Origin of the sequence: Lentilactobacillus buchneri, assembly GCF_018314255.1 — a bacterium.
Taxonomy (GTDB): Bacteria; Bacillota; Bacilli; order Lactobacillales; family Lactobacillaceae; genus Lentilactobacillus; species Lentilactobacillus buchneri.
In genome coordinates, this window is sequence record NZ_CP073066.1 from 182,741 (window position 1) to 196,981 (window position 14,241).

General features: G+C 45.4%; 16 protein-coding genes. All 16 read right to left on the reverse strand.

The genetic code is table 11. The features are described from left to right. Nucleotides 1-63: 63 nt before the first annotated feature. Complete coding sequence (gene trxB, locus KE627_RS00975) at nucleotides 64-1,017, reverse strand: thioredoxin-disulfide reductase (RefSeq protein ID WP_013728131.1); 954 nt, start codon at nucleotides 1,015-1,017, stop codon at nucleotides 64-66. Between the two features lie 79 nt (nucleotides 1,018-1,096). After that, complete coding sequence (gene galU, locus KE627_RS00980; RefSeq protein ID WP_013728132.1) at nucleotides 1,097-1,993, reverse strand: UTP--glucose-1-phosphate uridylyltransferase GalU; 897 nt, start codon at nucleotides 1,991-1,993, stop codon at nucleotides 1,097-1,099. Nucleotides 1,994-2,015: 22 nt separating this feature from the next. After that, on the reverse strand, nucleotides 2,016-3,032 hold the full coding sequence (locus KE627_RS00985) for an NAD(P)H-dependent glycerol-3-phosphate dehydrogenase (protein WP_013728133.1): 1,017 nt from the start codon (nucleotides 3,030-3,032) through the stop codon (nucleotides 2,016-2,018). Nucleotides 3,033-3,058: 26 nt separating this feature from the next. Further along, nucleotides 3,059-3,895 (reverse strand): prolipoprotein diacylglyceryl transferase, encoded by an 837-nt coding sequence (gene lgt, locus KE627_RS00990; protein WP_013728134.1) that lies wholly within the window; start codon nucleotides 3,893-3,895, stop codon nucleotides 3,059-3,061. A gap of 12 nt (nucleotides 3,896-3,907) precedes the next feature. After that, complete coding sequence (hprK, locus tag KE627_RS00995) at nucleotides 3,908-4,930, reverse strand: HPr(Ser) kinase/phosphatase (RefSeq protein ID WP_013728135.1); 1,023 nt, start codon at nucleotides 4,928-4,930, stop codon at nucleotides 3,908-3,910. Between the two features lie 56 nt (nucleotides 4,931-4,986). After that, nucleotides 4,987-5,334 (reverse strand): phage holin family protein, encoded by a 348-nt coding sequence (locus KE627_RS01000; protein WP_013728136.1) that lies wholly within the window; start codon nucleotides 5,332-5,334, stop codon nucleotides 4,987-4,989. Continuing rightward, nucleotides 5,335-5,664: a PspC domain-containing protein gene (locus KE627_RS01005; RefSeq protein ID WP_013728137.1), complete on the reverse strand. Its 330-nt coding sequence runs from the start codon at nucleotides 5,662-5,664 to the stop codon at nucleotides 5,335-5,337. 88 nt (nucleotides 5,665-5,752) lie between these two features. Next, on the reverse strand, nucleotides 5,753-6,409 hold the full coding sequence (phoU, locus tag KE627_RS01010; RefSeq protein WP_013728138.1) for a phosphate signaling complex protein PhoU: 657 nt from the start codon (nucleotides 6,407-6,409) through the stop codon (nucleotides 5,753-5,755). An 11-nt stretch (nucleotides 6,410-6,420) separates the two neighbouring features. Further along, nucleotides 6,421-7,179 (reverse strand): phosphate ABC transporter ATP-binding protein PstB, encoded by a 759-nt coding sequence (pstB, locus tag KE627_RS01015; protein WP_013728139.1) that lies wholly within the window; start codon nucleotides 7,177-7,179, stop codon nucleotides 6,421-6,423. An 11-nt stretch (nucleotides 7,180-7,190) separates the two neighbouring features. Continuing rightward, nucleotides 7,191-8,006, reverse strand: coding sequence for a phosphate ABC transporter ATP-binding protein PstB (gene pstB / locus KE627_RS01020; protein WP_056938705.1), 816 nt, complete (start codon nucleotides 8,004-8,006; stop codon nucleotides 7,191-7,193). A 10-nt stretch (nucleotides 8,007-8,016) separates the two neighbouring features. Further along, the gene (gene pstA, locus KE627_RS01025; RefSeq protein ID WP_013728141.1) at nucleotides 8,017-8,907 is read right to left on the reverse strand and encodes a phosphate ABC transporter permease PstA; all 891 of its coding nucleotides are present in this window, start codon (nucleotides 8,905-8,907) and stop codon (nucleotides 8,017-8,019) included. Further along, the gene (pstC, locus tag KE627_RS01030; RefSeq protein WP_056938704.1) at nucleotides 8,904-9,833 is read right to left on the reverse strand and encodes a phosphate ABC transporter permease subunit PstC; all 930 of its coding nucleotides are present in this window, start codon (nucleotides 9,831-9,833) and stop codon (nucleotides 8,904-8,906) included. Before pstC ends, pstA begins: the two co-directional genes overlap by 4 nt. Nucleotides 9,834-9,835: 2 nt before the next feature. Further along, complete coding sequence (locus KE627_RS01035; RefSeq protein WP_056938703.1) at nucleotides 9,836-10,720, reverse strand: phosphate ABC transporter substrate-binding protein PstS family protein; 885 nt, start codon at nucleotides 10,718-10,720, stop codon at nucleotides 9,836-9,838. A gap of 193 nt (nucleotides 10,721-10,913) precedes the next feature. Next, nucleotides 10,914-12,305 (reverse strand): sensor histidine kinase, encoded by a 1,392-nt coding sequence (locus KE627_RS01040; RefSeq protein WP_013728144.1) that lies wholly within the window; start codon nucleotides 12,303-12,305, stop codon nucleotides 10,914-10,916. Continuing rightward, nucleotides 12,292-13,017, reverse strand: a complete 726-nt coding sequence (locus KE627_RS01045) for a response regulator transcription factor (RefSeq protein ID WP_056938702.1) — start codon at nucleotides 13,015-13,017, stop codon at nucleotides 12,292-12,294. The genes KE627_RS01040 and KE627_RS01045 overlap by 14 nt, the downstream gene beginning before the upstream one ends. A gap of 10 nt (nucleotides 13,018-13,027) precedes the next feature. Next, nucleotides 13,028-14,188 carry a PDZ domain-containing protein gene (locus KE627_RS01050; RefSeq protein ID WP_013728146.1) on the reverse strand — a complete coding sequence of 387 codons (1,161 nt, stop codon included), beginning with the start codon at nucleotides 14,186-14,188 and terminating at the stop codon, nucleotides 13,028-13,030. Nucleotides 14,189-14,241: the final 53 nt, after the last annotated feature.

The window sequence follows — 14,241 nt, forward strand, 5'->3', positions numbered from 1 at the left end:
CGCAAAAAGAGCCGTGAACAAAACAACTGTTTGTACGCGGCCTCCCTTTGATTAATCATTAAATTAGTGTTCCGAAACACTGGACTTTGATGTGTCAGCCAATGATTCAACATACTTGAATGCTTGTTGACCGGCAATCCCACCTTCGCCAACAGCTGTTGCAATCTGACGAAGATCCTTTTGTCGAACGTCACCAATGGCATAAATACCAGGAATTGACGTTTCCATCTGATCGTTGGTTTGAATCCAGCCATCTTCATCAGTAATGTCCAAATCTTTAAAAGCATCGGTCATTGGCAGCAGACCAACGTAAATAAAGACCCCAGACGTCTCAAGAACTGATTCTTCATTTGTCTGGTTATTGACTACTTTAACGCCGGTAACTTTGTTATCGTCACCCAAAACTTCCGTGACGTTGGAATTCCAAACAAAATCAATCTTGTCGTTGGCGAATGCCCGGTCTTGGATAACCTTTTGGGCACGCAGTTGGTCACGGCGATGAATAACTGTCACATGATCAACGATTCCAGCGAGGTAAGAGGCTTCTTCAATCGCAGAATCTCCACCGCCGACAACGACGACTTCTTTGTTCTTGAAGAAGGCCCCATCGCAGACAGCGCAGTACGAAACCCCTTTGCCACCGTATTCGTGTTCTCCGGGGATCCCTAATTTCTTATATTCGGAACCGGTTGCGATGATGACCACTTTGGCTTGGATTTCGTCTTCGTCGGTCTTGACGATCTTATAGTCACCGTGATCTTCCACAGCACTGACGGTTCCATAAACGTATTCCGCACCAAAGTTAATTGAACTGTCGTACATATTCTGAGCGAGATCTGGACCCATGATTGATTTAAAACCAGGATAGTTCTCAATGGCAGCTGTGTTGTTCATCTGGCCGCCATAAATTCCCCGATCGATCATTGCAACTGACAGGTTGGCTCGTGAAGCATATAGAGCAGCTGTCATGCCGCCGGGGCCGGCACCAATAATCACGACATCATATTGTTTAGCCATATGGATCCTCCCTTTAATTACCAAATTTTACTTACACGTTAATTTACTATGAAAAAGTAAGTCTGTCCAGTAGATACACTTACTTCTTTTTGTCTTCTTCAGTTAATTGGGCGCCTAAATCTTTGAGATAAGTTCGCAAACCATCAGAAATTTCCGGATGGCGCAGGCCAAAGATGATGTTGGTTTTGAGCCAGCTTAATTTGTTCCCGGTATCGAATCGTTCACCCTTAAATTCATGAGCAAAGACCCGCTGTGTCTGGTTCAAGGTGTCAATTGCAGATGTCAGTTGAATTTCACCAGTTTTATCCGGTTTGGCGTTTTCCAAAATGCCGAAGATTTCAGGCGTCAACAAGTAGCGGCCAATAATCGCTAAATCGCTGGGCGCTTTCTCTGGCGTTGGCTTTTCAACGAACTTTTTAACGTTGAACAAGCCTGGGCGGACCTCTTCAGAGGGATCGATGACCCCATATTTGGAGATATCTTTGTGGGCAACTTTCTTCACTGCTAATGTGGAAGCTCCAGTCTGCTGGTAGCTTTCCATTAATTGTTTGGTCAGTGGCACTTTGTCCTGCATCACGTCATCACCAAGCATGACCACAAACGGTTCATTGCTAATGAAACTGCGGGCGGTGTAAATTGCATCACCCAGCCCACGGGGATGAGACTGACGAATGAAGTAAATATTCATGTCGTTGGTCTTGCGAATGGTTTCAAGAATATCGTTCTTGTGCCGTTCCTCCAAGTTCATTTCCAACTCGGGATTCGAGTCAAAGTGATCTTCGATTGAGCGTTTGCCTTTACCGATGACAATCACAATGTCTTTGATCCCCGCCTGTTTGGCTTCTTCAACAATAAACTGAATTGTCGGTGTATCAACAATCGGCAGCATTTCCTTTGGGAGTGCCTTGGTTTCCGGTAAAAATCTGGTTCCTAAACCGGCAGCCGGAATGACTGCTTTGGTTACTTTTCTGGTCATAGTGAGCTTCACCTTCTCTGAGTTATTCAATTTCTGAACGGCCTTCACGGGTCATCAGTTGGTTAATCGTTTCTTTAATATCAGCATGATCATATAAAACGTGGTAAATTGCCGAAGTAATTGGCATTTCAACACCGCGCTTCTTGGAAAGTTCATAGGCAGCCCGAGTTGTCGCGATTCCCTCAATGACCATTCCCATATTATTAATGACTTCATCCAGGGAATGACCCTTGCCTAATTCGTTACCAGCCCGCCAGTTACGGGAGTTGGTACTGGTGGCGGTTACAATAATATCGCCAACGCCCGACAAACCGATAAAGGTCAACGGGTTAGCCCCAAACGACGTTCCAAGGCGGGAAATCTCGGCTAACCCACGGGTCATCAAGGCCGCCTTGGCGTTGTCTTTGTAGCCCAACCCATACAAGGCACCGGCGCCCAAAGCAATAATATTCTTCAAAGCAGCGCCAATTTCGACGCCAATGACGTCGTCACTGGTATAAACACGGAAATAGTTGTTCATGAACAAGCCTTGAATTTCAGTGGCAGCTTGGTCGCTATCACTGGCAACGGTGACCAAAGTAATGTCATGGGTCACGACATCTTCAGCCTGGCTGGGGCCGGACAGAACTGAAATTGATTTGCGGTTCTTAGGATCAATTTCTTGAGCCAGAACTTGAGATAATCTTAAGTAAGTTTTTTCTTCAATTCCCTTTGAAGCATGGATGATATTCACTTTTTGATTCCGGTCGGCCAAAATTTCTGCAACTTGTTTGGCAACTGAACGGGTTACCTGGGTGGGAACCACGAATAAGATGTAATCAACACCATCGATGGCGTCCTTCAAATCATTGGTAGCCACCAGTGAATCTGAGAACGTGAAATTCTTGATGTATTTTGTGTTGGTATGCTGTTCGTTAAGTTCCTTAACTTGTGTCGGGTTATACGACCATAATTTGACGTCTGACCCATTCTCGTCCAATAAACTGGCAAGAACACTCCCCCAAGAACCTGCACCAAGCACTGCAACTTTTTTAGCCATGATAAATCTCCTTTATTAGTAAATGATCAATTAACTGTTAATTTGGAACCCTCTAAATACCAAGGATTATGTGGCTGGCGTAATCGACGATAAATGATGATTCCGATTGCACCAACAAATAAAATGATTGAAAGAATCTGCGATACCCGAAGGCCGCCAAGCATCAAACTGTCAGTCCGCATGCCTTCGACAAAGAATCTGCCAAAAGAATACCACATGACATAGGTTAAAAAGACTTCGCCACGTTTAAACAGATGGGAATTGTGCCGCAAGGTTATCAGCACCAAAAAGCCTAAGAAACTCCACAGCGACTCGTAGAGAAAGGTCGGCTGCCGATACGCGCCGCTAATGTACATCTGGGTAATGATGAAATGTGGCAGATGAAGCCCAGTCAGAAAGCTCAAAGATGTTACCTGACCGAAGGCCTCCTGATTCATAAAATTGCCCCAACGGCCGATTGATTGTGCCAAAATAACTGTTGGTGCGGCAACATCCAACATCAGCCAAACCGGAATGAAGCGGTGGCGGCAAAATAGGATCACCACAATCATCGCACCAATTAAAGAACCATAAATGGCAATACCACCGTCCCAGATTTTGATGATTTCACCAGGGTTATCTTTGTAATAAGACCACTGGAAGATGACGTAATACAATCGCGCACAAATTAGCGCAGCGGGCAACGCCCACAAAATCATATCGTAAATATCGTCGGCTTTAATCCCACGTTTATCGCCTTCGCGGACCGCCAACCAAACCGCCAGAATCACGCCACTGGCAATGATAATACCATACCAGTGGACTTCAATTGGACCCAGGTTAAAGGCGATCGGGTTGAGGGCTAAGCTCAATAAATTTGTCAAAATAACGATCTCCTATTTTTTATCTGAATCTTTGTCACGACCATCGATGAGATCTTTATTTTTCTCCTCAAGATGTTCCTGTTCTTCTTTATGCTTTTCGTCGTTTTTGCTGTTGACCTTGATTAAATTATTCAAGTTACGGTCAAAGGTTTCAGTCGCGTCATAGCCCATACTTTGGGCACGGAAGTTCATGGCAGCGGCTTCAATGATGATCGCCAAATTTCGGCCGGTTCGAACGGGAATCGTGATTTTCGGCACATCGACATCAAAAATATGGACATTCTGAGTCCCGTTGCCCAAACGATCAAACTTGGCTTCCTTGGTGTAGTTGGCCAGATGAATAATTAAGGCGACTTTTGTCTGACTGCGGACAGCACCGGCGCCAAACAAAGTCATCACATCGATAATCCCAATTCCCCGAATTTCCAGTAAGTGACGGAGAATCGCAGGGGCGGTCCCCATCAAGGTTTGTTCATCTTGTTGGTAAACCTCTACCCGATCGTCGGCAATCAGCCGGTGACCACGTTTAACCAGTTCCAACGCCGTTTCACTCTTGCCGATTCCACTGTCACCGGTAATCAGGATTCCCAATCCATAAACATCGACCAAAACGCCGTGAAGCGACTTGCGTTCTGCTAATTTATCGTCGAGGTAATTAGTCATGTTACTGAGAACTCGAGACGTCGTCAATTTGGAACCGAGGACGGGAATGTGCTGTTCTTTTGCGGCCTCCAGCAATTCTTCCGGCGGATCCAGTTGGGTGGACACCACGAACGCCGGCGTCTGTGGTTGACACATCTGCTGCATCACATCGAGGAGCTCTTCATGAGACATCCCCTTGGAATATGAAATTTCAGTAATGCCCAACAGCTGAATTCGTTTGACAGGGTAATAATTAAAGAACCCGGTTAGCTCTAGGCCCGGTCTGGAAATATCAGCAGTGGAAATGGTCCTTTCTTCAAGGTATTCCTTCCCATAATAGACATCCAGCCTGGCGTTTTTAACCAAATCAGCAACCGTTACACTTTCAGTCAAGAACATCCCTCCTCAATTAATCAATATAATTTTATCACTTTGAGCCTGACAAGTCCTTATGGCTTGCGGAAATATTCAGCAATGATCCAGCTGACCGCAGACATCAGAATGGCCACGCCAATTGCGACCCAAAATGATGAGAATCTGAAATTAGCCCCAACAATCGTCGCCGTCAGTTCAAGCATCAACCCATTAATGACAAATGTGAATAATCCCAGTGTTAAAAGGTTAATCGGCAAAGACAAGATCGTAATAATCGGTCGGACCAACCAGTTCAAAACGGCTAAAACCACCGCCGCTACAAAAGCAATGCCCACGCTGGCAACGTAGAAGTTGGCGGGGAAAAAGCCGCTGATCGCAACAAACAGGATCGTATCGACCAAGACATTGGTTAAAAATCTCAATTATTGACCCCTTTTCTTGTCATCATGAACGTCTTTTTCTTCGACGTTATGAATGACTTTTCTGGATTTGTCGTTAGAAGTTCCGCCGGATAAGGTGGTTTTGAATTGGTCAAAGGCCGATCCACTACCAGGTGTATCACTGGGAATTGTGAACATCATAATGATATAACCAATAATTGCGACCACGTTGATCCCGGGCGTAAACGCCAAGACCACATACAAGATTCGAACCAAGACAGCGTTCCAGTCCAGATACTCGGAAATTCCTCCAAGCACGCCGGAAATCACCCGATTGGTACTGGAACGCCGTAATTTTTTATGACTATTCATCCTCATGCCTCCACAATAAAACTTCTAGCTTAAGATTATCTAAAAAAGGCACTGCAATCAAGTATGCAGTGCAAAATATCAACCATTCTTAATTTAATTCAATAATTTTTCCGGTTGCCAGATAAACCGTCCACTCACAAATATTCGTGCTGTAATCACTCACCCGGCCTAAATCTTTGGCAACGTTTAGATAAATAATCGCTGAACTGACAATCTCTGGATCCTTGGCCATCGCTTGGTAACTGGGAGAAGCAATGTCGTTATAAAGCTGGTCAATTTTTTTATCGTACTGTTGCGCGGTCCGCTTGGCTTTGTCCTGATCGGCATCACCGTAGGACTCAATTGAATCGGCATACTGCTCGCTGACTTCTTGAGACATTGTGGCAATGATCTCTTCCACTGAAGCGATCCGCTGCTTGCCTTTAATATCAATCACCGATCGAGCGACGTTTCGGGCATGGTCACCGGCTCGTTCCAAATCAGTGACGGCTTTTAAAATTCCGACCACTTCCCGGAGGTCCCCCGTGACCGGCTGATACAGCGCAATCATTTCAAATGACCGCTTTTCAATATGAATCTGGAGGTGATTAATCTCGTGGTCGTTGGTGATCACCGTTTCCGCCTTTTGAATATCATGGTCGACAAACGACTGCCCGGCGTTGGTCACGGCTTCACCAACCAGTGCCCCCAATTTCATAAAATCCGCCTTTAACGTAATAATCTCTTCATCAAAAACTTTCCCCATAAGCTTCTCTCCTATCCGAATCGTCCGCTAACGTAATCCTCCGTTTGTTTTTCCTCAGGATTCACGAACATCTTAGTTGTGTCATCATATTCAACCACTCTGCCTTCCATAAAGAACGCTGTCTTATCAGAAATTCGGGAAGCCTGTTGCAGGTTGTGAGTAACGATTATTATTGTATAATCTTTTTTCAACTCAAGCAAAGTATTTTCAATCTTGGCACTGGAAATCGGGTCCAATGCACTGGTCGGCTCATCCATCAAAATAACTGATGGTGAAGTGGCAAGCACCCGGGCGATACAAATTCGCTGTTGCTGCCCGCCGGAAAACGACAGGGCGTTATCGTACAGATTGTCTTTGACTTCATCCCAAACAGCCGCCTGCTTCAAACTTTTTTCAACAATTTCATCTAATTTTTGTTTGTCACGAAGTCCCGCGATCCGCAAACCATAGGTGATATTATCATAGACTGAAAATGGAAACGGATTGGGCTGTTGAAAGACCATCCCAATCGACTTTCTCAATTCTACCAGATTTGTTTGCGGAGAATAAATATTTTCTCCGTGAAATTGAACCGTTCCGGTAATTGTCACGCCATCGATCATATCATTCATGCGATTCAAGCAACGCAGAAATGTTGACTTTCCACAGCCTGATGGGCCGATCAGCGCAGAAATTTGGTTAGGCAGGAAATCCAAATGAATTCCGTAAAGTGCCTGAAAATCATCATAGAATAAATCCAAATTGTCTGCTGAAATAATTGGTGTTGCCATGATTGTTCCTCCTAACCAAAGTTTCCTGATACATAGTCGTCTGTCATCTGTACTTTCGGCCGCGTGAAGACCTTTCTGGTTTTGTTGTACTCAATGGCCTCACCCATGTTGAAGAAGACCGTGTAGTCACTCAAACGGGCTGCCTGCTGCATGTTGTGGGTCACAATGATAATTGTATAATCCTTTTTAAGTTCACGTAAAGTCGCTTCCAGTTGTTGCGTTGAAACCGGGTCCAAGGCACTGGCCGGTTCGTCCAACAGTAACACATCCGGTTGAACCGCCAAGGCTCTGGCAATACAAACCCGTTGTGCCTGCCCACCGGATAAGGAAAGGGCACTTTTATTCAAACTATCTTTGACCTGATCCCAGACAGCCGCTTGTTTTAAAGTGGTTTCCACCACTTGATCCAAGGTTTTCTTATCATGAATTCCTCGTCGCTGGAGCGCGAAAGTCACGTTGTCATAGATTGATTTGGCGAATGGATTCGGTCGTTGAAAAACCATCCCGATTCGGCGCCGGACCTCATAAACATCGATCTTGGGCTGATTAATGTTGACGCCTTGATAAAGAATCTCACCTTTCACAGTGGCGACGCCATCATTCATCCGATTAAGGGCCCGTAAAAGGGTTGACTTACCCGATCCTGAAGGCCCGATCAAGGCCGTAATGGTATTTTTTCTAAACTTCAAATCCGCGTTGTGCATTGCTAAAGTTTTGCCATAATAGATTTCCAAATCCTTGGTCTGCATCGTAATGTCATTTTCTTCGGGATTAAAATCATAAATAAACCGCTTGGGTTTGTTATTTAATTCAGTTGTGTTTTGCATTTTCAGCCACCTACTTTACTGAAGTCATTCGTTCAAATACCTTCCGGCCAATCCATCTGGCCGACAAATTAAAGATTAAAATTGCCAGGACCAGGACAGCCGCTGAACCGGAGGAAACCTGTGTCAAATCAGGCATGATTCCTTCTGAGTTGATTTTCCAAATGTGAACGGCCAATGTTTCAGCCGGCCGCAACGGCGACAATGGGCTATCAATGTTAAAGGGGTTCCAATCGGCAAAATTCAACGCTGGGGCGCTTTGACCGGCAGTATAGATCAAGGCAGCCGCCTCACCGAAAACCCGTCCCGAACAAAGAATGATTCCACTGATAATTCCAGGCAGTGAAGCGGGAACGACAATGTGAATAATCGTCTCATATTTGGAAAGTCCCAAGCCCAAACCGCCTTGGCGCTGGTCATCGGAAACGTTGGAAAGTGAATCTTCAATATTTCTGGTTAACAGTGGTAAGTTAAAAATCGTTAAAGTCAACGCACCTGAAATGATTGAGAAACCATAGTTGAACTGAACGACAAACAATAAGAAACCAAACAGTCCAACCACCACAGAAGGCAAGGAACTCAAAATTTCAATTGAAGTCTTGATCGTAGCGGTAAACCAGTTATCTTTGGCGTATTCGTTGAGGTAAATCGCCGCGCCAAGTGCAATTGGCAGAGAAATCAACATTGCTAACACCAAGAGGTAAAATGAGTTAAATAGCTGAATGCCAATTCCGCCGCCGGCATTAAACGCTTTGGCCGGGGACGTTAAGAAATGCCAACTGATATTGGGCAGTCCGGTGATAAAAATATAGCCGATCAAAAAGGCTAAGATGACCACCACAAAGCCAGCAACGGCTTTTAAACAGGCAATGGCAAATCGGCTTTGCTTTTGTGTTCGATTCATTTCTTAAACGCCCCTTTCCGACCGATCATGTGAACTAATAAATTAAAGAACAGTGACATGACTAACAGAACCAGTGCCAGTGACCAGAGAGCGTCATTTTGAAGCGATCCCATGACGGTGTTCCCCATGCCGGCGGTTAGAACAGAGGTTAACGTGGAAGCCGGTGACGTTAAATTTTGCGGCATCAAAGCTGCATTTCCAATCACCATTTGAACGGCTAAGGCTTCACCAAAGGCTCTGGCCATTCCAAAAACCACGGCAGTCAAAATCCCTGGTGTGGCGGCTCTTAAGACGACTTTCCAAATGGTCTGCCACTTGGTAGCACCCAAGGCCAGTGAGGCTTGGCGATAGAACTTGGGAACGCCCCTGAGGGAATCGACAGTCATTGATACAATGGTTGGTAGAATCATCACGAACAGGACAAAGGTCCCGGATAGGATACCAAACCCACTGCCGCCAAACGTATTTCGAACGAAAGGAACGACTACTGAGAGGCCAATAAAGCCATAGACAACCGAGGGAATTCCGACCAGTAATTCGGTTACCGGCTGAAGAATTTTAGCTCCCCGTTTAGGAGAAATATCGGTCATATACACCGCAGTCCCGATGGCGAACGGCGTCGACAGTAAAGCAGCCAGAATCGTCACAAGAAAAGAGCCGACAATCATGGGCAACGCGCCGACGGCTTGGTGCCCGCCGGGAGTCTTGGTACCGGGATTCCACAACGTACCGGTAAAGAAGTCTTTGACAGAAATACCATCTTTGAAGAAGGTGGCCAGACCCTTGCTGGCAACGAAGACAATAATGCCAAGCACAATCGCCATAATCAGCAGCAGCGCCGAAAGACTGAGCAGATGCCCAAATCGTTCGTAACGGGCCGTTTTAGATTTTTTCATCAGTTGTTTGGCTAATTTTTCATTTTGCACGATTATTCCCCCGATCCTTTTGTAATTTTGCCCTGCCAGGTTCTCTGGTAATGCATATCTTTCACAGAGATGTAACCTAGTTTGTTAAAGAGGGTCGTTTGAATATGATCGTTTTTCAAGTAAGTTAAGAATTTTTTAGTCAATCCGGTGGGTTTCCCACGGGTGTAAATGTGTTCATAGGACCAGATTTTCCACTTATTGTCCATCACGTTTTGTTCCGTGGGCTTAATCCCATCAACGCTTAATGGATGAATGCTCTTGTTGAAGTAGCCAAATGAGACGTAGCTGATAGCCCCCGGCGTTGATGAGACAATCTGGCGGACAGTTCCTGAAGAATCCTGCTCCTGGGCGGTGGCACTTTCATGGCCTTTAAGACCATATTGTTCAAAGGTTACCCGGGTTCCGCTCCCCTGAGACCGGTTGATCAAAGTAATCGGCAGGTCGGGTCCGCCAAGCTGTTTCCAATTGGTGTATTTCCCAGTAAAAATCGCAATCAACTGGGCGGTACTCAGGTTGTTAATCCCGACGCGGTCATTGGTAATCGGAGCGACTCCCACAACAGCAATTTTGTGATCGACCAAGCCGGCGGGATTAATCCCCGCCTTTTCTTCAGCAAACAAATCCGAATTTCCCATCTGAACGGCACCGGACTCGATTTGACTCAGCCCGGTTCCAGATCCACCACCCTGGACATTAATGAAAATGCCAGCGTGATCAGCAGAATATTGTTCGCTGGCCGCTTCAACCAGCGGCTGGAGCGCAGTTGAACCAACAGCGGTGATTGATTGCTGATTGGTTGAGGTCTTGCTGCGGGCATTGTAAGCACCAATTCCGGCAACAATTACCACCACACACAGTAACAGTTTAACGATCGTCCGTTTTCGCATCTCAATTCCTCCTTGAATCTTCAAGTACCATTGTATTAAACCAATGTAAATATTTGACCGGACAAATGTAAATGTTTTGTAAATAGATAACCGGGTGTTGATAATTAATGGCTGAAGGAACGCAAAAAAGCCGGAGATGCTCCCGGCTTGATTGATTTGAAAATGTAAATATTTGGTTGAAATTCAGCAAAAATCAGTCTGTTTGTGTGTTGGGCTGGTCACGATCCTTGACAATCGGAAAGTTCACGGTAAAAGTCGAGCCAACACCCCGCTGACTTTTAACATCAATCGTGCCGCCAACTGCATCGACCATTTCCTTGACGATTGAAAGGCCTAAGCCGGTCCCACTGACCTTCTGCTTCGTCCGGGAGTCGTCTGCGCGATAGAAGCGTTCAAATAATCTGGAAATGTCTTTTTGGGCAATCCCAATTCCGGTATCGGAAACGTGGAGCTGCCAATAACTGTCGTTGTCACTATAGGTAATGTTAACCTCGCCATTTGGGCGATTATATTTAACCGCGTTGCTGACCAGATTGCGTAAAATCCGCGTGAGCGTGGTGGTGTCGGCAATGACTTCAACGTGTTCCGGGACTTGATTATGAATTGCAACGTGGTTGCCTTGGATCATTGATTGATATGAAGCAAGCTCCGCATCAATGAAATCATGCAAGGCCAACGGTTTGTAATGATAATTAGTACCGTTTTGAATATGGGAAATCGTCAGTACGTCTTGAACCAGCGAGGCCAGCTGATCACTTTGTTGATCAATAATTTTCAAAAACTCCACCAAACTCTTCTTATCGTCCATCGCCCCACCCAGCAGAGTTTTGGTAAATCCGGAGATGGCAGTAATCGGCGTCTTGAGTTCGTGACTGGCATTTCGCAAAAAGTCAATCTGCATCTGTTTGACGTTAATAATATCTGAGATGTCATACATAATCACCAGGATGTGAAAATCGTTTTCGAGTTGATTGAACACCACGCTGGTATCCCAGGTAACAGATGTCGCCCCGACGCTTTGAATCTCTTCTTGCTGAGACTTGTGACTGTCATAAACATTCTCAATTAAAGACAGTAGTTGATAATTGCGGATGTCTTGGGTATAGGGATGAACCTGAGTCAAAATATCTCGTCCCAGCATGACGGACATTTTATGGTTGGCGAAAATCACATCGTGAGTTGAATCAATTACCATCACCCCGACTGGAAGGCTGGAAAGAATCGTAATTAGTTCAGCGTTGCTGTTTCGAATACTCTTTCCTTCGTCCTGCTGCCTGCTTTGAAGTTCGTTGAGCTGGTCGGCAACGCCTTTGAGTGGGTTGTCGGGTTCAACGAAAAGCGGCACCGCCGGTTGGTGATGAACAATGTTTTCCGTCATTATCTGGAGTTGTTTGAGCAGCTTATCATGCTGGCGGTATTGAATGATGAGAATAATCCCGGCAATGGCATCGACCAGGGCCAATAACAGGGCCAGGTCAGCCCAGCCCAAATTGCCGCTCGTAAAACCATAAAAAAGCACGGCCAGTGTGGCAATGCTTAAGATTACAACGGTTAAAATTTGTTTATAGATTTTACTCAGCGTCATCATCCCCCGTGGAGAACTCATAACCAAATCCGCGAACGGTTCGCAGATATTTCGGCCGTTTTGGATCCGGTTCGATCTTTTCACGAAGATGGGCAATTTGAATATCGACCATCCGGCTTTGACCTGAGTAGTCAAAGCCCCAAACACCCTGGAGTAATTGGTCACGACTAAGCACTTGATTTTCGTGACTGACCAAGTACTGCATCAATTCAAATTCCTTCGGCGTTAACTTTAAGTTTTTCGAATCAGCGCTCACACGGTATTTTTTGTGGTCGATGGTAAACGGCCCAGTGGTTTCGACATTTTCAGCTGATTTAGTAGCTGGCGTTTCGGATGCAGCAGCACTCTTCTCATACCGACGAAGTACCGCGTTAATCCGCGCAATGACCTCTCGCGGACTAAATGGTTTGGGAATATAATCGTCAGCACCCATCTCGAGGCCAAAGACCTTATCAAATTCGGTATCTTTGGCAGTTAATAAAATCACCGGTGTGTCGTTTCGGTCCATCCGCAGCTGCTTGAGGACTTGTTCCCCACTCATCTGAGGCAACATCAAATCCAAAAGTACGATGTCAAATTGGCCATTTTCAGCCATTGAAAGCGCATCGACTCCGTTAGTAGCACTCTGAACTTCAAAATTGGCTTGCTTCAAGTTATATTCCAATAAAGTAACAATTGCTGGTTCGTCGTCAACTACAAGCACTTTTTTCACGATAGCCCTCCTAATGACTAAGCTGTGTATATGTTTTGACCCCAATTTCATGAGGTGAATTCTTGAAGATCGCCGATTCGGTCATCTTCAACTGATCGTTTCGATCGCGAACTTTGAACCGACAATAAGTTGAGTTGGTGCTGAGCGCGCGATAAAAAGAATCTTCATCAGTCACCGAAATGCCATTGACCTCAAGGATCACATCGCCAACTTTGAGATCCATCTTGGCGGCTGGGGTTTCCGGTTGAATGCCAATTACCCGGACACCATCCATCACTTCACTATATTCAAACGACTGCTGATTGTCACGGTGTTTGGCAAGCCCAAGAATCAAATAGTAGCCCAACAACAGGATAACCACAGCGGGTAAAATGAGGTGCGGTATGAAGTAGCCGGCAATTGCCAGGCAGACACCAATCCCTGCCAGTAAGTAAATACCGTGACTCATTGTTTTAAATAAGGCCCTGGGAACACTTCTTTTGACGGTAAATTTAAGTCCAATCAGAATTGGCACCAATAACAACGCGTAGAAATGATTGTGTACTTGAAATAGCGGCATCATTGGTAAGCTGGTATGGATCCAGTCTCCGGGAACAAACAGCAGGAACGGAAAAATCGTTAATTCGTTAAATTTATAAACGGCCGTTTTATTGTTTCGTTGGTTGCGCACCAAGGTCGGTGAATCAAATCGACCACCGTTAACGTTCAAGAAAACGGCGTTTGCCAAGATAATGACCACAAATAAAATCAACAAATTGAGCGGGGCCACAGTTGTTGAGTTGATTCCCAGTCCTTCAAACCAATGAAGCAGCGGTCGCAATTCTGATATATTTGGCAATCCCAGCGTCAATAAACTGGCGATACCGGCAACAGTCACCGACAGCAGCCACCAAGGAATCAGCGTGAGCGAAACCAGCAGTAAGCCTTCATAAATGATCAACCATTCCAGTGAAATGCTTAAAAAGCCACCTAAAACGACGGAGGCCAGTATCCCAAAGATCAGCCCCATTCTGACAAAATGTCGACCTTCATAAAAATCCTCATAAATGGCGGAGTTAAAAATCCCCCGCTCTTTCTTAAGCCGCCTCGTATGAATTAAATAACTGCGGATAACCCCGATCCACAAGGCGGGTTGCAATCCATAAAAACCACAAGCAATCAAAAATTTCATTATGTCTTCCTCACCAATAATTATAAGGCTAGTATATCATTTATTGACAGCTG